General features: G+C 72.5%; 16 protein-coding genes and 1 other RNA gene. 4 read left to right on the plus strand and 13 right to left on the minus strand.

What is annotated here, in order from left to right:
* The first annotated feature begins 47 nt into the window (after positions 1-47).
* Positions 48-1,565, plus strand: coding sequence for an FAD-binding oxidoreductase (locus tag KBY32_RS32610; RefSeq protein WP_210982615.1), 1,518 nt, complete (start codon positions 48-50; stop codon positions 1,563-1,565).
* Between the two features lie 65 nt (positions 1,566-1,630).
* Here the strand turns inward: KBY32_RS32610 and KBY32_RS32615 are convergent, their stop codons facing one another.
* Positions 1,631-2,236 (minus strand): TIGR03086 family metal-binding protein, encoded by a 606-nt coding sequence (locus tag KBY32_RS32615; RefSeq protein WP_210982616.1) that lies wholly within the window; start codon positions 2,234-2,236, stop codon positions 1,631-1,633.
* A gap of 64 nt (positions 2,237-2,300) precedes the next feature.
* Between KBY32_RS32615 and KBY32_RS32620 the strand changes: the two genes are divergently transcribed.
* On the plus strand, positions 2,301-3,266 hold the full coding sequence (locus KBY32_RS32620; protein WP_055624638.1) for a YafY family protein: 966 nt from the start codon (positions 2,301-2,303) through the stop codon (positions 3,264-3,266).
* A 102-nt stretch (positions 3,267-3,368) separates the two neighbouring features.
* On the plus strand, positions 3,369-4,214 hold the full coding sequence (locus KBY32_RS32625; RefSeq protein WP_210982617.1) for an SDR family oxidoreductase: 846 nt from the start codon (positions 3,369-3,371) through the stop codon (positions 4,212-4,214).
* 147 nt (positions 4,215-4,361) lie between these two features.
* On the opposite strand, the gene dacB is transcribed toward KBY32_RS32625, so the two are convergent.
* From dacB to ftsE, 9 genes are all read right to left on the minus strand, one after another.
* The gene (gene dacB, locus KBY32_RS32630) at positions 4,362-5,957 is read right to left on the minus strand and encodes a D-alanyl-D-alanine carboxypeptidase/D-alanyl-D-alanine-endopeptidase (protein ID WP_210982618.1); all 1,596 of its coding nucleotides are present in this window, start codon (positions 5,955-5,957) and stop codon (positions 4,362-4,364) included.
* 63 nt (positions 5,958-6,020) lie between these two features.
* Positions 6,021-7,004: a PHB depolymerase family esterase gene (locus tag KBY32_RS32635; RefSeq protein WP_210982619.1), complete on the minus strand. Its 984-nt coding sequence runs from the start codon at positions 7,002-7,004 to the stop codon at positions 6,021-6,023.
* Between the two features lie 77 nt (positions 7,005-7,081).
* Complete coding sequence (locus KBY32_RS32640; RefSeq protein WP_210982620.1) at positions 7,082-7,639, minus strand: hypothetical protein; 558 nt, start codon at positions 7,637-7,639, stop codon at positions 7,082-7,084.
* Entirely contained in the window at positions 7,636-8,643 is a 1,008-nt protein-coding gene (locus KBY32_RS32645; protein WP_210982621.1) for a DUF4232 domain-containing protein, read from the minus strand. The genes KBY32_RS32640 and KBY32_RS32645 overlap by 4 nt, the downstream gene beginning before the upstream one ends.
* Positions 8,644-8,790: 147 nt before the next feature.
* Positions 8,791-9,159: a transfer-messenger RNA gene (gene ssrA, locus KBY32_RS32650) on the minus strand.
* A 102-nt stretch (positions 9,160-9,261) separates the two neighbouring features.
* Positions 9,262-9,807 carry an SsrA-binding protein SmpB gene (gene smpB / locus KBY32_RS32655; RefSeq protein WP_055624642.1) on the minus strand — a complete coding sequence of 182 codons (546 nt, stop codon included), beginning with the start codon at positions 9,805-9,807 and terminating at the stop codon, positions 9,262-9,264.
* Positions 9,808-9,866: 59 nt separating this feature from the next.
* The gene (locus KBY32_RS32660) at positions 9,867-11,027 is read right to left on the minus strand and encodes a S41 family peptidase (RefSeq protein WP_210982622.1); all 1,161 of its coding nucleotides are present in this window, start codon (positions 11,025-11,027) and stop codon (positions 9,867-9,869) included.
* A gap of 68 nt (positions 11,028-11,095) precedes the next feature.
* On the minus strand, positions 11,096-12,013 hold the full coding sequence (gene ftsX / locus KBY32_RS32665) for a permease-like cell division protein FtsX (protein WP_210982623.1): 918 nt from the start codon (positions 12,011-12,013) through the stop codon (positions 11,096-11,098).
* A 37-nt stretch (positions 12,014-12,050) separates the two neighbouring features.
* Positions 12,051-12,740 carry a cell division ATP-binding protein FtsE gene (gene ftsE / locus KBY32_RS32670; RefSeq protein WP_055624645.1) on the minus strand — a complete coding sequence of 230 codons (690 nt, stop codon included), beginning with the start codon at positions 12,738-12,740 and terminating at the stop codon, positions 12,051-12,053.
* A 254-nt stretch (positions 12,741-12,994) separates the two neighbouring features.
* Here ftsE and KBY32_RS32675 point away from each other — a divergent pair, with 254 nt between their 5' ends.
* Positions 12,995-13,186, plus strand: a complete 192-nt coding sequence (locus KBY32_RS32675) for a hypothetical protein (protein ID WP_055624646.1) — start codon at positions 12,995-12,997, stop codon at positions 13,184-13,186.
* Positions 13,187-13,295: 109 nt separating this feature from the next.
* Here KBY32_RS32675 and KBY32_RS32680 read toward each other — a convergent pair whose 3' ends face one another.
* From KBY32_RS32680 to KBY32_RS32690, 3 genes are all read right to left on the minus strand, one after another.
* Positions 13,296-13,901 carry a hypothetical protein gene (locus KBY32_RS32680; protein WP_055624647.1) on the minus strand — a complete coding sequence of 202 codons (606 nt, stop codon included), beginning with the start codon at positions 13,899-13,901 and terminating at the stop codon, positions 13,296-13,298.
* Positions 13,902-14,204: 303 nt separating this feature from the next.
* Complete coding sequence (prfB, locus tag KBY32_RS32685; protein WP_210982624.1) at positions 14,205-15,311, minus strand: peptide chain release factor 2; 1,107 nt, start codon at positions 15,309-15,311, stop codon at positions 14,205-14,207.
* Between the two features lie 79 nt (positions 15,312-15,390).
* A complete protein-coding gene (locus KBY32_RS32690) occupies positions 15,391-16,629 on the minus strand; it encodes a serine/threonine-protein kinase (protein WP_115508434.1) in 1,239 nt (412 codons plus the stop codon).
* Between the last annotated feature and the right edge of the window lie 183 nt (positions 16,630-16,812).

Consider the following 16,812-nt stretch of genomic DNA (forward strand, 5'->3'; position numbering starts at 1 on the left):
GGCCGCTCCCCGACCGTCCGTCACCCGTATCGACTCTGGGACACCGTGTGATCAGTCGTAGAACCCTGCTCGGCGCCGGCTCGGCAGCCGCCGGTCTCGCTCTCGTACCCGCCGTTCCGGTGGCCGCCGAAGGCGGCGGTGTGCCGTACGCCCGGCTCGCGAGCCGCCTGTCGGGCCGGCTCGTGCTGCCCTCCGACCCCTACTACACCGTCGCCCGGCAGCTGGAGCTCGGGCAGTTCGACGCGGTGAACCCGCAGGCCGTCGCCTACTGCCGCAGCGCGGCGGACGTCTCGGTCTGTGTGCGCTTCGCCCAGGACCACGGCGTGCGCACGGCCGTCCGCAGCGGCGGTCACAACTACGGCGGCTGGTCCACGACACCGGGCCTGATCATCGACGTGTCGCAGCTGAACGCCGTGACGGTGAACAGCGCCTCGTCGGTGGACATCGGGCCGGGCGCGCAGAACGTCACCATCCTCAACGCGCTGGCCCCGCATCACCTGGTGGTCAGCGAGGGCGGCTGCCCGACCGTGTGCGCGGGCGGCTTCCTTCAGGGCGGCGGCTTCGGCTTCCTGACCCGGCCGACCGGCATGGCCTGCGACGCGGTGACAGCCGCGCAGGTGGTGCTGGCCGACGGGCGGGTGGTGACCACCTCGGCGAAGCAGAACCCGGACCTGTTCTGGGCGATCCGCGGGGGCGGCGGCGGCAACTTCGGTGTCGTCACCCGCTTCACGGTGACCCCGCACACCGGCGACCAGATGGCGATCAGCAACCTGATCTTCCCGTACGACCGGATGGCCGACGTCCTCGACGGGGTGGCCCGCTGGCTGGTGGACGCCCCGCACTCGATCGGCGGCGGCGCCTATGTGGTGCAGCCCGACGCGGCCCCGGGTTCGGTGCCGCAGGCCAACGTCTTCCTCGCCTCACGCGGCACCCCGGCCGAACTCACCGCCGAGACGGCCCGGTTGCTCGCGCTGACCGGTGCGCCGGTGCAGCGCCAGGACGGCGTGATGACGTACCAGCAGCTCATGATGATGATCTTCGGTTGCGCCACGCTCACCGAGGACCAGTGCCAGCGCTCCGAGAAGACGCCCTCCGGCACGCTGTCCCGGCCCGCCTACGGCCTGGAGCGCACGCGGCTGGGCAGCACGCCGTACGCGGCGAGCGGCTGGGCGGACGTGATGACGGCGTTCGACGCGGACCGCCGGGCCGGCCAGGCCCGCTACCTGGACTTCCACTTCTTCGGCGGCGCGGCCAACGAGCTGTCGCGCACGGCGACCGCGTATGTGCACCGCGACTCGCTCTTCTCGGTGAACTACCGGGTCCTGATCAACGATCCGGCCCAGGTGACCGACGAGGCGAAGGCGGTCGCGAACACCTGGGTGGACCGGGGGTTCGCCACGGTCGACCCGCTGTCCAACGGGGAGAGCTACCAGAACTGGATGGACCCGTCACTGACCGACTGGAGACAGTCGTACTACGCGGAGAACTACACGCGGCTGGCCCGGATCAAGAGCACGTACGACCCGCACCGGTTCTTCCGCTTCCCGCAGTCCATAGGCGCCTGAGCGCGCTATCGCCGTCCGCCCCGCGGGTGCCCTCCCCTCCGGGCACCCGCGGGGACCGGACGGGGTCAGGGCCGGCGGCCGTACCAGCCGACGAGGCGGTCGATGGCGGGGGCGTCCTCCGGGACGTCCACGACGGGCCCGAACGGCACCTGGCCGCCGCGCGGTTCACGGGGCACCGCCCGGTGCATCACGGCCAGCGGCGCGGCCAGGACGGCGTCGTCCCAGGCGGGCGTCTGGCCGGTCGCCTGGGCCAGGTCCCAGGTGTGCAGCACGAACTCATTGGTGTAGATGACCGCGGCGGCGGCGCCGGGGACGGGCCCCCAGGGCAGCCCGATCTCCCGGCCCAGGACCGCCGGATCCGACCAGACCGACCGCAGCTCCTTCGTCCCGGCGGCCCAGGCCTCGGCCCAGGCACCGTCGGCGACGTCCTCGGCGAAGTGCGGAACGGCGAAGAACTGACCACCGGCGCCGATCACGGCGACACGGCGGAGCACGGAGACGAGGTGAAGGGACAGTTGGCGCACCGAGTAGTCCGGACAGGGCGTGGTGCCGTCGTAGTCCTCGGGCCGCACGGACGCGAGCACGTCACCGGCCAGGTCGACGGCCTTGAACAGGCCGTCGCGGGGGTCGGCGAGCGGCGGGGTGGCGGAGGTGTTCGCGGGATTCGTCATGCCGTCGAGTCTTCCGGCGAAATGGGCCACCCTCCGGCCTCTTTTCCCGAAAGGGTGAGCGGCGATGCGCGCTGACCGGCTGGTGGCGGCCCTGCTGTTCCTCCAGGCGCGCGGCCTGGTCACGGCGGCGGAGCTCGCCGCCGAGCTGGAGGTGTCCGAGCGGACCGCGCGCCGCGACCTGGAGGCGCTGACCGCGTCCGGTGTCCCCGTGTACGCCCAGCGCGGCCGGGGCGGCGGCTGGCGGCTGGTCGGCGGGGCGCGCACGGACCTGACCGGGCTGACCTCGCCCGAGGTGCGGGCGCTGTTCCTGGCGGCCGGATCGTCGGGCGCCTCCCCGGAACTGCGGGCCGCGTTACGGAAGCTGCTGCGCGCGGTGCCGGAGCCGCTGCGGCCGGACGCGGAGGCGGCGTCCCGCGCGCGGATCGTCGACGAGCTGGACTGGTCGGGCACCGCCGTGACGGCGGCCGACCCGCATCTGGCGGAGCTGGAGCGGGCGGTGCTGGACGGCGTACGGGTCCGGCTCGGGTACGCCCGCCCCGGCGAGGAGCCGGCCGAACGGACCGTGGACCCGCTCGGCCTCGTCCACAAGGCGGGCCACTGGTATCTGGTGGCCGGCACCGGGGACGGCCTGCGCTCCTACCGGCTGGGCCGGATCGCCTCGGTGGAGCCGACCGGGGAGCCGGTGCGGCGGCCCGCCGGTTTCGATCTGGCGGCGGCCTGGCGCTCGCTGGCCGGGCGGCTGGAGGACCGGCTGCTCGCGGCGGCCGTGACGGCCCACGCCGACCCGGACGCCCTGCCCGTGCTGCAGCGGCTGTTCGGCGGGCGGCTGCGGATCGGGCGGCTGCTCGGCGACGGCCGCCGGGAGATCGAGGCGGCCGGCCCGTCCCTGGAGGTGCTCGCGGCACAGCTGGCGGGGCTCGCCGACCGGGTGGAGGTGGTGGGGCCGCCCGCGGCCCGCGCCCATCTGGCCCGGCTGGGGCGCGCCCTGCGGTCCCGCTACGAGGAACGGGAGGACGCGACGACTCCCTAGTCACTTTCCTCTAGGTACCTACTATACCGAGGATGCTACTGTCGAAGACATCGCACCACTTGGCACCAACTCACCCTTGTTCACCCGTATTTGGGAGTTCTCATGATCGTTGTCACCGGAGCCTCCGGGAACGTCGGCCGTCCGCTCGTCGAGGCGCTCGCCGCCGCGGGCGAGAAGGTCACGGCCGTCTCCCGCAATCCCCTCTCCCACGACCTGCCGGAGGGAGCGCGGCATGTCCGCGCCGACCTCGCCGATCCCTCGACGCTCGGCCCCGCCCTGGAGGGCGCCGAGGCGCTGTTCCTGCTGCTCGCCGGTGATCTGCTGGGCGGCGGCGCCCCCGCCGTCGAGGTGCTGGCCGCGGCCCGCGAGGCCGGGGTGCGGCGCGTCGTCCTGCTCTCCTCGCAGATCAACGCCACCCGCCCGGACGCCCTCTCGCACGGCCGGTTGCGCGAGTACGAGGAGGCCGTGCGCGGCTCGGGCCTGGACTGGACGATCCTGCGCCCGGGCGGCTTCGCCTCCAACGCCTACGCCTGGATCGAGAGCGTCCGCACCCAGCGCGCGGTGATCGCCCCGTTCGCCGACGTGGCCCTGCCCGTCGTGGACCCGGCGGACATCTCCGCGGTCGCGGCCGTGGTGCTGCGCGAGGACGGCCACGCCGGGCGGACGTACGAGCTGACCGGCCCGGCCGCCGTCACCCCCCGCGAGCAGGCCGCCGCGCTCGCCGAGGCCCTCGGCGAGGAGGTGGGCTTCGTGGAGCTGACCCGCGAGCAGGCCCGCGAGCACATGGCCCGGTTCATGCCGGAGCCGGTCATCGACGGCACCCTCGACATCCTCGGTGAGCCGGTGCCCGCCGAGCAGCGCGTCAGCCCTGACGTCGAGCGTCTCCTGGGCCGTCCCGCGGGCTCGTTCGCGGGCTGGGCGCGGCGCAACGCGCCCGCCTTCGCCTGACCTCTGTCCCCTGAGGGCCGCGCCGGCGTCCTCCCCCGGCGCCGGCGCCCCGATCAGCCGCGGCCCCACCCCCATGACGGCCGCGGCACCGGCACCGCCCCGGATCCGGAAATCCCCCGTACGGGTCCGGGGCGGGCCATCACCCGCTCAGCACAGGGCGGGCTTGCGCCACGCGCACTCGAGGCCGCCGCCGCTCCCGCCGCTTCTCAGCGCGGGAGCCGGCACCGCGGCCTCCTCCCGCGAACCGGCCAGGGTCACCACGATCGCGTCCTCCAGCGCCTTCACCGACGAGGCGAGGTAGTTGTTGAGGATCACGGCGAAGACCAGCTCCCGTCCCCCGGCGTCGGTGACATAACCCGACAGCGCCGACGCCCCCGTCAACGACCCGGTCTTGGCGCGGGCGTTGAGCGCGGCAGGCGTCCCGCACATCCGCGAGCGCAGCGTGCCGCCCGTGAACCGGTCGGGATGGCAGGCGACGGGCAACGAGCGGACCCAGTCGGCGTACCAGGGCTCGGCGCGCACGCCCCGCAGCAGCCGTACGAACTGGTCGGCCGGGAAGTTGTCCATCCGTGACAGCCCGGAGCCGTCGGCCTGCCGGAGCCGGCCGGTGTCGACGCCGGCCTTCCGCAGATAGCCGCCGATCGCCGCGAGCCCGGCGTCCCAGGTGCCCTTCTCCGACACCGCGTACCCCATGGCCTTGGTCAGGATCTCGGCGTGCATGTTGTTGGACAGCTTCATGAAGGGCACCAGCAGGTCCCTCAGCGGCATGGAGTCGTGCGCGGCCAGCCGCCGGGCGCCCTCCGGGGTCGGCCGGCCGAGCCGGGTGGGCCCGCCGACCGTGATCCCGTGGTCCGCCAGCGCCTCCCGGAAGACGGCGGCGGCATAGCCGGTGGGCTCCCAGACGCTGATCCACTCCTTGGCGCCGGAGCCCCCGACCGGGGTGGTGCCGGTGACCACGAGGGTGTTGGTGCCGTGCTCCCGCTCGACGGTCAGCGACTGCGCCCCGCCGGCGGCGACCGTCCGGGCCTCCACCTCGACGTCGACGTACCCGGTGTCCGGGGTGACGGTGACGACGGGCGCGTCGCCCGCCGCCGCCCCCGGCCGCACGGCGACGATCACCGTGCCCGTGTCGTAGTCGGTGTCCGGGGCCAGGCTCAGGGCGCTGATCTGCGCCGAGTAGTAGGCGGACTCGTCGTCGGCGGCCCAGGAGCGGCCGAGCCGCTGGTCGTCGAACCGGGTGTCGTCGGCGACGAGCCGTCCCTCGACGCGCCGCACCCCGGACGCGGCCAGCCGGGCGGCGAGGGCGTCGAGGTCCCCGGCGAGGAGGGTCGGGTCGCCGGTGCCCCGCAGATACAGATCCCCCTTGAGCACGGGACCATGGCGCCGCCCGGTGGCCAGCACCTCGGTGGTGAACCGGTGATCGGGGCTGAGGACGTCCATCGCGGCGGCCGACGTGGCGAGCTTGGTGTTGGAGGCGGGCATCAGACGGGACGACGGGAGGTGCTGGTACAGGAGTTCGCCGGTGGCCGCGTCCGCGACGACCACGCTCGCCGTCCCGCCCTCCATCCGCGGGTCCCCGAGCACGGCGTCGACGGCCTCGGGCAGACCGGAGCGGTCGGAGTCCGCGCCGGCCTGCGCCCCGGGCCCGAGGAAGGCGGCGACCAGGGCCAGCGCCACCGGCCATCGCCACCCGCGGGCACGGGAGGCACTGTCTGTCCCACGACGGTTCACGGGTCTGCTCATGCCTCAGCAGCATCCCGGACGACGGCCCCCGACGACAGACCGCCTCGCCCAGGTCGGACACGACTAGCCGAGTCCCCAGGCCCGCCCCATCCGGTGGGCGGCGCACAGGTTCACGTCGAGCAGATACGCCCCGGCGGTCCCGCACTGCTCGGCTCCGGTGCCGGGGTCGACGGGCTGCCCGTGACCCATCCCGGTGAGGCTGTACGTCTCCACGACCCCGCGCCCGGAGGAGTCCCGGTACACCTGGTGCGGGAACCCGGCGACCGTGTCGCTGACGTCGGCGGTCTGGTCGGTGCCGTGCGCGTCGGTCCACTGCCGCGTCAGATCGGTCATGTTGACCGGCTTCACCGTGTAGTCGGCCGTGCCCTGGAAGGCGACCAGCGTCGGCCACGGCCCGGTGTACCCGGGCCGCGCGGCCCGCACCCGGTCACCCCACTGCCGGGCGCTCTGGGTGGCGCCCACGTACATGCAGACGTACGGCGACCCGGCGGCCTGCGCGCACCCGTACGGCAGCCCGGCCACGATCCCGCCGGCCGCGAACTTCTCCGGGTAGGCCGCCATCATCACGGCCGTCATACCGCCCCCGGCTGACAGCCCGGTCACCTGGACCCGGGACGCGTCGCCGGAGGTGTCGGCGAGCTGGCGGTCCACCATCTGCGCGATCGAGGCGGCCTCGCCCTGGCCGCGCGCGATGTCCCCGGTCTGGAACCAGTTGAAGCAGGACGAGAGGTTGTTGGCGCTCTGCTGCTGCGGGAGCACGACGGAGAACTTCCAGCGGTCGGCGAGCTGGAGCCATCCGCTGCCGGTGCCGTAGCCGGCGGCGTTCTGGGTGCACCCGTGCAGCGCGACGACCACCGGCCGCCCGGCGGGCAGCCCGTCGGGGACGTACCGGAACATGCGCAGCGCACCGGGGTTGGACCCGAACCCGGTGACCTCCTGGAGCGAGGCGGCGGCGGCCCGGCCGGGTGTGAGGACGGCGGCGGTCAGGGCGACCAGCAGGGTCACCAGGACGGCGAGTCGAGGACGTGCGGCTCTGGTCGGTGTCATGCGGAGGGACCGTAGAAGCGCCGCCCGGACCCCGATATGGGGCCGGACACCACAACGGACGCTTCTGGCATGGGGGTTCAGCCGCGGCCGGCCCGGTGGAACCGGCGGACCACGGCTCGCGGATCCCGTACGGCCCACGCCAGCCCGAGCGCGAGCAGCACCACGCTGACGGTGAAGCAGACCCAGAACACGACCTGGGTGCCCGGCGCGAGGTCGAGGGTCCCGCCGTCCCCGAAGCGGCAGTACGCGCGCGGCGGGAAGACCTCGGAGACACCGGTGCCGCCGTGGTACATCGAACACGGGTCCTCGCCGGGGTCCTTGAGGGTGTCGTCCGCGGTGACGACCAGCAGCCAGGCCAGCGCGGCCCCCGGCACGGTCCCGAACACGACGGGCTTCGCCCACGGCGGCAGCCGGGGATGCGCCAGGAGCCCGTTCAGCGCGACCAGGACGACGAGGAACACCGCGCCCACGGCGACCGCGACGGCCCGCCGCCCGAACACCACGTCCAGCAGCCACATCACCGCCACCACCGGGGGCGCGGTCAGGACGGTCACCTTGATCCCGGGCGGCACCCGCGACAGGCCGAACAGGAACAGCGCGGCCGCCCCGGCGAGGACGACGAGAAAGAGGCTCACGGGCGGGCGCCGGCGCCCGGGTCCCGGTAGGCCTCGTCCCGCCGCCACGGCCCGACGCCGAGCCGGCCCGTCGTGCCGAGGTCGAGTTCGGGGACGACCGTCACCGGGCCGGCCCCGGGTTTCGCCCAGACGCGCGCGTACGGCGCGTTCACCGGGGTCCCGGCCTGGGTGGTGTTGCGCCAGGCCAGCGTGGTCGCCGCGGCCTCCCCCGGCTGCAAGGTCAGCGGCTGCGGGGCGTCCTGCCCACCGATCCCGCTGCCGATCCCCTGGGTCCCCCGCAGGATCTCGACACCGTCCACCCGGGCGTGCTCCTCGTCCTGGAGCTCCAGGCGCGGATAGCCGTCGAGCTCGTACGGCCGGGTCCCGCAGTTGACCAGGTGCAGGCCCACGACCCGCAGCCCCATGGCCGCGTCCCCCCGGTCGGCGTACACCCGCACCCCCGCCTTCGGGCACGGTCCCGACGCCGACGACGCCTCGGCGACGGGGACGCTGCGCACCTTGAGCACCTTCACGCCCGTCACCTCGGCATCGCCGAGCTGCGTCGTGTGCATGGCGGCGGCGCCCTTGCCGGTCCGGCCGGGCCCGACCGCCTCGACGACATGGTCCGCGGTGCCGGCCGCGCCCCCGGACGACGAGCTGAACGCGAGGGTCACCGTGTAGGTGGCGGCCGCGTCGGTCGTGTTGGCGACCTCGAACTCCGCGCTGTACTCGACGCCCGCGCATCCGCTCCCCGGACCCCAGGCGTACAGCTTCGTGATCCGCACGCCGTTCTCCTCCGGCGCGGGGGACGGCAGGGGCAGCGAGGTGGGGGTGCCGGAGGCGGTGGCCGTCGGCCTGCGCGGCGACGGTGTGGCTCCGTACTGCGTGTAGTCCGAGGGGCACAGCGCCTGGGCGCGGACCCGCCCGTCACCGCCGGCACCCGGTGGGCCGTCGTGCGAGCCGCACGCGGTCAGCAGCAGGAAACCGGCCAGGACAGGGGGTACCGCACGCGGGAATCTCGGCATCCGCCCACCCCACCAGGAACCGCTTTCTTGATCTGTGACGCACCCCACATCAGCCGTCACAGCAGTGTCACAAACGACGCGGGCCCCGCCGCTCGGAAGCGACGGGGCCTGTGCCGACATGGGCTGAGAGGGCCGGAGCCTTCTCGATCGTGGAGATGGCGGGAATCGAACCCGCGTCCAACGGTGCAAAAACAGGGCTTCTCCGTGTGCAGTTCGCTGCGATTTTCTCGGCCCCGGCGATCACGCGAACAAGTCGCCGACGGGCCCAGTCACTGTTTGATTTCCCTTTTCACCCCGTGACCGGGATCAAGGTTTAGTTCCCTAGCTGATGCCAGGATCCGGGTCGGGAACAGCCCCGGGCTGACACTTCGCAAGTCGCTACTTAGGCAGCGAGGGCGAAGGAATCGCGCTTGGTGTTGGCGATTATTTTTTGCGACATATGGTTTACGAGATCATTGCCGCTTCCTCGACACGCTTCCCCTGTCTCAACATCCGCTGTCGAAACCGATCATCCCCATGTGGTGTTTTCAAAAGCCGCACCCTCAGCGAGGTGCGATGCCATCGTACGTGACCAACGCCGGGCGATGCCAGTGCATTCCCGTCCGCCGGTGCCGTCCGTCAGTGGCCCCGCTGCCGGCGCTTGGCCGCCGCGATCGCCCGGTCCGACTCCCGCCGGTCCTGCTTCTCCCGCAGGGTCTGGCGCTTGTCGTACTCCTTCTTGCCGCGCGCGAGCGCGATCTCGGCCTTGGCCCGCCCGTCCTTGAAGTACAGGGCGAGGGGCACGATGGTGTGACCCGTCTCCTGGGCCTTCGCCTCCAGCTTGTCGATCTCCTCCCGGTGCAGCAGCAGCTTGCGCTTGCGGCGCGCGGAGTGGTTGGTCCAGCTGCCCTGGTGGTACTCCGGGATGTGGGCGTTGTGCAGCCACGCCTCGCCCCCGTCGATCTGGACGAAGCCGTCGGCCAGCGACGTCCGGCCTTCGCGCAGCGACTTGACCTCGGTGCCCATGAGCACCAGACCGGCCTCGTAGGTGTCGATGATCGCGTAGTCGTGCCGGGCCTTCTTGTTCTGGGCGACGATCTTCTTCCGGCCGCCCTTCTCGCCGTCCCTGGCCTTCGCGGCGGTCCCCCCGCCCTGCTTGGGCTGGGACTCCTTCGGTACGTACATTCCCTTGCTCATAGTGCCGTCCATTTTCGCACTACGGACGGGGTCCCCGGGAAGCCGTTTTACGAGTCGCCGAGGCCGCTGAGGACCGTCTCGGCCCGGCGCAGCACCTGCTGGTCCGCCTCCAGGTCGGGGGCGATGCCCCGCCCGTCGACGGTCCGCCCGGACGGGGTGCGGTAGTGGCCGACGGTCAGCTCGGCGACGGACCCGTCGGGCAGCCGGCTCGGCATCTGCACGGAGCCCTTGCCGAAGGTGCGGCTGCCCACGACGACGGCCCGGCCGCGGTCCTGGAGGGCGCCGGTGAGCAGCTCGGCGGCGCTCATCGTGCCGCCGTCGACCAGGGCGACGAGGGGCCGGTCGGTGTCGCCGCCCGGCTCGGCGTGCAGGGCGCGCTGGTCGCCGTCGACGTCGTAGGTGGCGACCAGCCCGCCGTCGAGGAAGGCGGAGGCGGCGGTGACGGCCTCGGTGACCAGACCGCCGGGGTTGCCGCGCAGGTCGAGGACGACCCCGGCGGCGGAGGCCCGGCGCAGGGCGGCGCGTACGGCCTTGCCGCTGCCCTTGGTGAAGGAGGCGATCCGGATGACGGTGACGCCGTCGCCGGCCTCCCGCACGGTGACCGGGTCGGTGGAGAGCCTGGCCCGGCGCAGGGTGAGCTCCCAGGTGTGCTCGCCGCGCTGCAGGCCGACCACGACGGAGGTGCCGGCGGCCGCCTCCTCGGCGTCGCCCCGCAGTGCCGCGACGACCTCGCTGACCGGGCGGTCGTCGGTGGTCTCGCCGTCGACGCTGCGCAGCCGGTCGCCGGCCCGGATGCCGGCCTCGGCGGCGGGCGAGCCCGGCCGTACCTTCGTCACCTCGACGCCGTCCCCCCGGCGCCCGGCCCACAGCCCGACGCCGGTGTAGCGGCCGTCGAGGGCCTCCTCGAACTCCTCGTACTCGCCCTCGGAGTAGATGGCGCCCCAGCGGTCCCCGCTGCGGCTGACCGCCCGTTCGGCGGCCTCCACGGGGGACGTGCCGGCGGCCATGGCGTCGGCGGCGGCCGCGGCGACGTCCTCGTGCCGGGGCCCGGGGGCCGCCGAACGGGCGGCGCCCGCCGGGGACTTCCGCTCGGGTCCGGGCAGGGAACCGGTCGCCGCACCGGCGACGAGCACGCTCGCGAACACCAATGTCAGGGCGGCCCCGCGGCCGAAGCGGCGGGGCTGACAGAACAGGTCACGGCCTGACATGCCGGTGAGTCTAGGACAACGCGAAGGGGCCGCACGGTCCGATCCCCGTACGGCCCCCTTGGCGTTGGTCACACCTTGAGGTACTTGCGCAACGCGAAGAACGCCGCCAGCGCCGGCATCAGCAGGCTCGTCGCGAGGATGAGCGGCAGCTTGGTCAACACCGCGTCCCAGCCGATGAAGTTGATGAGGTTCAGCTTCTCGGACAGGGCCAGGCCGTGGTCGATGATGAAGTACCGCGCGATCACCAGGAAGCCGCAGGCGACCGCGCCGCCGATGAGCCCGGCGACGGCGGCCTCCATGATGAACGGCGCCTGGATGTAGAAGCCGGAGGCGCCGACCAGGCGCATGATGCCGGTCTCGCGGCGCCGGCTGAACGCGGAGACCCGCACCGTGTTGACGATCAGCATGAGCGCGACGACGAGCATCAGCGCCATCACCGCCCGCGCGGCCCAGTTCATGCCGTTGAGGAGCCCGAAGAGGTTGTCCAGGATGCCCTTCTGGTCCTGCACGGACTGCACGCCGTCCCGCCCGTCGAAGGCGGTGGCGACGACCTCGTACTTCTCGGGGTCCTTCAGCTTGATCCGGTACGACTCCTGCATCTGGTCCGGCGTGAGCGAGGCGGCCAGCGGGGAGTCGCCGAACTGCTCCTTGTAGTGCTTGTACGCCTGGTCCTGGGACTCGTACGTCACCTTGTCGACGACCGTCATGTCGTTCAGATCGGTCTCGATCTGCTTCTTCTGGTCCTCGGTGACGGCGCCCTTGGCGCAGTTGGGGTCGGACTCCGCGTCGCTCTTGTTGCAGAGGAAGACGGAGACGTTGACCTTGTCGTACCAGTAGCCCTTCATCGTGTTGACCTGGTCGCTCATCAGGAGCGACCCGCCGAACAGGGCGAGGGACAGGGCGACGGAGACGATGACGGCGAAGGTCATCGTCAGGTTGCGGCGGAGACCGACACCGATCTCGGAGAGTACGAACTGGGCGCGCATGGCGTCTCTTTCAGGCCTTTCCGTGGACTGGTCCGGGTCAGTGCTGGTAGCCGTAGACGCCGCGTGCCTGGTCGCGGACGAGGCGGCCCTTCTCCAGCTCGATGACGCGCTTGCGCATCTGGTCCACGATGTTCTGATCGTGCGTGGCCATCACGACCGTCGTGCCGGTCCGGTTGATCCGGTCCAGCAGCTTCATGATGCCGACGGAGGTCTGCGGGTCGAGGTTGCCGGTGGGCTCGTCGCAGATGAGCAGCTTGGGGCGGTTCACGAAGGCGCGGGCGATGGCCACGCGCTGCTGCTCACCACCCGAGAGCTCGCCCGGCATCCGGTCCTCCTTGCCGCCGAGCCCGACGAGGTCGAGCACCTGCGGCACGGACTTGCGGATCTCGCCGCGGGACTTGCCGATGACCTCCTGCGCGAAGGCGACGTTCTCGCCGACGGTCTTGTTGGGCAGCAGGCGGAAGTCCTGGAACACGGTCCCCAGCTGGCGGCGGATCTGCGGCACCTTCCAGTTGGAGACGCGCGCGAGGTCCTTGCCCAGGACGTGCACCTGGCCGTGGCTGCACCGCTCCTCGCGGAGGATGAGCCGCAGGAAGGTGGACTTTCCGGAGCCGGAGGACCCCACGAGGAAGACGAACTCGCCCTTCTCCACTTCCAGGGACACATCCCTGAGTGCGGGGCGGGTCTGCTTGGGGTAGACCTTGGAGACATTGTCGAATCGGATCACGGATGCACCACGGGTCGCCGGGGGTAGGTGTGCGTGACCATACGCGAACCGGGCCGGGGAGCGCAGGCACCGTAGGGGTTGTGTAAAGGGTTGTGCGCATTTGTACCGGTGGCGACCAAGGACTGGACAGCCCTTACGCCCTGAGAGAGCGCCCGCGCCCTTTGCCGGGGAACCTGGCACAGTAGAGGAGAAGGGGAACGGATCCGGTGCCGGACCCGTTGAACCCTTCGAGGACAGCGCGAGGAGGGTGGCGCATGACGTACGACCGGTTGGTGTGCGCGAACTGCGCCGCACCCGTGAGCGAGGGCCGCTGCCCCGTCTGCCGGGCGAACCGCCAGCGGCTCCAGCAGGAGAACCCGTTCGCGGGCCTCAACCCGATGGCGCTGGCCGCCCTGCTCGTGGTGCTGATCGCGGCGGTGGCCCTGCTGGCCCACCAGACGGTGTGAGGCACCGCCTCTCCCACGAACCGACATGACGAGGGGCCCGGAGCGAATCGCTCCGGGCCCCTCGCCTTTGCCAGGCGTCGGTCACGCGCTGTGAGCGTGCCGGCTACCGTCAGGCAGCAGCGCCGCCGCGGCCGCCCGCGAGACGCGGAAGGACGCGGAAGCCGATGCCGCCGGCGATCATCGTGGCCGCGCCGACCAGCAGGAACGTGGTCTGCGCGGCACCCGTCTCGGCCAGCTCGGCGCCGCCGCCCTGGGCGGAGGTGCTGGTGCCGGTCGCGGACGAACCGGTGTCGGTCAGGGAGGAGGAGCCCTCCTCCTGGGTGGACGTGCCACCGTCGGGGTCGGCGTTGTTGCCGCCGCCGTTGCCGCCACCATTGCCGTTGCCGCCGCCGTTGCCGTTCCCGTTGCCCGGGTTGGACGGCTCGTCGGTGGGCTCGGCCGGGTCGGTCGGCTCCTGCGGCTCCGTCGGCTCCTCGGTGGGCTCCGTCGGGATCGTCGGCTCTTCGGTCGGCGGCTCCGTCGGGACTTCGGTCGGCGGGTCCGTCGGCTCCTCGGTGGGCGGGGTGGTCGGGTCCTCGTCACCGCACAGGATGCCGAGGAGGCAGTCCTCGGTCTCCGCGGCGGAGGCGGCGCCGGCTGCGGTCAGCGAGGCGCCGGCCGCGATCACGGCACCGGCGGCGAGGCGCGCGATACGGATCCGCGTCTTCTTGGTCATCTGGTTGCTACCCCCAGTAGCTGAATCGTCAGAGAGGCGGCGTTCAGGGGCCGGCCGTGATCGACGGAGGTAACGCAACTCGAGCCCCCCGGTTCACATGCGCCCCAGAAATACGCATGCCACGCTTCACCCTTCCCATTTTTCAAGAGCACGTCAAGGCCGTTGCGGGCGCGATGTCCAACTGTGAGGGCTTTGACGGGGGTTGGAAGCTGTGAGTGTGATGTAAAACCCAGACATGCAGGTACACAAAAGGCAACTGCCGCCGGGTGGGCGGCAGTTGCCTTGTCGACAAATGGTTTTCTCTTACTTCTCCTGCTGCTTGCGCCAGCGAATCCCGGCCTCCAGGAAGCCGTCGATCTCACCGTTGAACACGGCCTCGGGGTTGCCGACCTCGTACTCGGTCCGCAGGTCCTTGACCATCTGGTACGGGTGCAGCACGTACGACCGCATCTGGTTGCCCCAGGAGTTGCCGCCGTCGCCCTTGAGGGCGTCCATCCTGGCCTGCTCCTCCTGGCGGCGCCGCTCCAGCAGCTTGGCCTGGAGGACGTTCATCGCGGTGGCCTTGTTCTGGATCTGCGACCGCTCGTTCTGGCAGGAGACGACGATGCCCGTCGGGATGTGCGTCAGCCGCACGGCGGAGTCGGTGGTGTTGACGCCCTGTCCGCCGGGGCCCGAGGAGCGGTACACGTCGACGCGCAGCTCGGACTCGTCGATCTCGATGTGGTCGGTCTGCTCCACCACGGGCAGCACCTCGACACCGGCGAACGACGTCTGGCGACGGCCCTGGTTGTCGAACGGCGAGATGCGCACCAGGCGGTGCGTGCCCTGCTCGACCGAGAGGGTGCCGTACGCGTACGGCACCTGCACGGCGAAGGTGGTCGACTTGATGCCGGCCTCCTCCGCGTACGACGTCTCGTAGATCTCGGTCTTGTAGCCGCGCTGCTCGGCCCAGCGCAGGTACATCCGCTGCAGCCGCTCCGCGAAGTCGGCGGCGTCCACGCCCCCGGCCTCCGCGCGGATGTTGACGAGCGCCTCACGGGCGTCGTACTCACCGCTCAGGAGCGTGCGGACCTCCATCTCGTCCAGCGCCTTGCGGACGGCGGTGAGCTCGGACTCGGCCTCGGCACGGGTGTCCGGGTCGTCCTCCTCCTCGGCCATCTCGAACAGCACGGCGAGATCGTCGATCCGCCCGCGCAGGGCCTCGGCCTTCCGCACCTCCGCCTGGAGGTGGGAGAGCTTGCTGGTGATCTTCTGCGCTTCGTCCGGGTTGTCCCACAGGGACGGCGCGGCCGCCTGCTCCTCGAGCACGGCGATGTCTGCCCTCAGCTTGTCGAGGTCCAGAACGGCCTCGATCGACTCCATGGTCGAGGAGAGGGACTTGAGCTCTTCGGATACATCGACGACTGCCACGCCTCCAGCGTAACGGCTCCGCAGGGCGGCGAGCTCCGGGTGCCGCCCCTCCCGGGCGCCCCGCCCGCCCGGGGACGCGTCAGGGGGTCGCGGGGGCCGTCGTGCGGGTGTCGTTCGGGGTCGCCCCGGCGTCGTCGTCCGAGACCGCCAGCCAGGTGCCCACGCCGGCGGCCACCAGGACCACCGCGGCGCCGCCCAGCGCCAGCCGACGCCGCCGGGTCGCGGCGCGGTGCCGGGCCGAGCCGGGGCGCGGGGCGCCCGCCGCGCGCGGCACCCGGGCGGTGCCGCGGGCGCCGCCGGCCAGCTCGTCCGGGGCGGGGACCCGCATCGAGGTGTGGGTGTCCCGGTTGGAGTCGGTGGGCCGGGCGCCCGGCACCAGCGGCACCGCGCCGCGCCGCCGTACCCGCTCCCCCGCCGGGACGGCCGCCTCGGCGGCCGGGGCCTCGTCCTCCTCCGGCTCCCCGTCGGGCTCGTCCACGTCGAGCGGGGGCATCCCGGCGACCAGCGGCAGCAGCTCGCGCAGCCGCGCCGCGAGCTCCGAGGCGCGCAGCCGGGAGGCGGGGGCCTTGGCCAGGCACTGGACGATCAGCTGCCACAGCTCGTCGGGGATGCCGGGCAGCGGCGCCACCGTCTCGGTGACGTGCCGGCGCAGCACCGCGCCGGGGTGGCCGCCGCCGAACGGGGTGAAGCCGGCCAGCAGCTCGTAGAGGACGGTGGCGAGGGCGTAGATGTCCACCGCCGCGCGGGGCGGCAGGCCTTCGACGATCTCCGGCGCGAGGTAGTCCGGGGTGCCGATGATCTTCGTGGCGCGGGTGCGGCGCGGGGAGTCGATGAGCTTGGCCACACCGAAGTCGGTCAGCAGGGCCGGGTGGGCGCCGCCGGGGCCGAGCGGGCCCTGCATGTCCAGCAGGATGTTCTCCGGCTTCACGTCCCGGTGCACGACCCCGGCCGCGTGGGCCGCCGCGAGGCCGTCGGCGACGTCCGCGACGATCGCGACGGCCGCCTCGGGCGCCAGCCTGCGGTCCCGGTCGAGCCGGGTGCGCAGATCGGTGCCGCGGACCAGGTCCATGACGAGGGCGAGGTCGTTGCCGTCGACCACCAGGTCGCGGACGGAGACGACATGGGGGTGCTCCAGGCCCAGCAGGGCCGTGCGCTCCTGCACGAAGCGCCCGACGAGCTCCTGGTCGGAGGCGAGGTCCTCGCGCAGCAGCTTGACGGCGACGGGTCCCTCCGGCCCCTCGCCCAGCCACACCGTGCCGGCGCTGCCCCGCCCCAGGATCTGGTTGGCGGTGTACCGGCTGCCGATCTTCCGTGCCAAGACTGCTCCTACCGACGCGTTGTGCCGCCGCTGCGTCCTCCCGGGGACGACCCCCGGACCCCCAGCCGACAGACCTGGGAACCCCCGGTCGACAAAACTACGCGGTCATGCGCCCCGCCTTCACCGCGGAGGCGGAAATCACCCGCCGGGTGTCGACAAATCCCCAGACACAGCGCGCCGGAC

This window comes from Streptomyces sp. RK62 (assembly GCF_018070255.1).
Taxonomy (GTDB): Bacteria; Actinomycetota; Actinomycetes; order Streptomycetales; family Streptomycetaceae; genus Streptomyces; species Streptomyces nigra.

Coding starts and splice junctions, on each gene's coding strand:
- KBY32_RS32615 (WP_210982616.1), bottom strand. CDS start 2,236: ATGACGAATCCCGCGAACACCTCCGCCACCCCGCCGCTCGCCGACCCC.
- KBY32_RS32620 (WP_055624638.1), top strand. CDS start 2,301: ATGCGCGCTGACCGGCTGGTGGCGGCCCTGCTGTTCCTCCAGGCGCGC.
- KBY32_RS32625 (WP_210982617.1), top strand. CDS start 3,369: ATGATCGTTGTCACCGGAGCCTCCGGGAACGTCGGCCGTCCGCTCGTC.
- dacB (WP_210982618.1), bottom strand. CDS start 5,957: ATGAGCAGACCCGTGAACCGTCGTGGGACAGACAGTGCCTCCCGTGCC.
- KBY32_RS32635 (WP_210982619.1), bottom strand. CDS start 7,004: ATGACACCGACCAGAGCCGCACGTCCTCGACTCGCCGTCCTGGTGACC.
- KBY32_RS32645 (WP_210982621.1), bottom strand. CDS start 8,643: ATGCCGAGATTCCCGCGTGCGGTACCCCCTGTCCTGGCCGGTTTCCTG.
- smpB (WP_055624642.1), bottom strand. CDS start 9,807: ATGTACGTACCGAAGGAGTCCCAGCCCAAGCAGGGCGGGGGGACCGCC.
- KBY32_RS32660 (WP_210982622.1), bottom strand. CDS start 11,027: ATGTCAGGCCGTGACCTGTTCTGTCAGCCCCGCCGCTTCGGCCGCGGG.
- ftsX (WP_210982623.1), bottom strand. CDS start 12,013: ATGCGCGCCCAGTTCGTACTCTCCGAGATCGGTGTCGGTCTCCGCCGC.
- KBY32_RS32675 (WP_055624646.1), top strand. CDS start 12,995: ATGACGTACGACCGGTTGGTGTGCGCGAACTGCGCCGCACCCGTGAGC.
- KBY32_RS32680 (WP_055624647.1), bottom strand. CDS start 13,901: ATGACCAAGAAGACGCGGATCCGTATCGCGCGCCTCGCCGCCGGTGCC.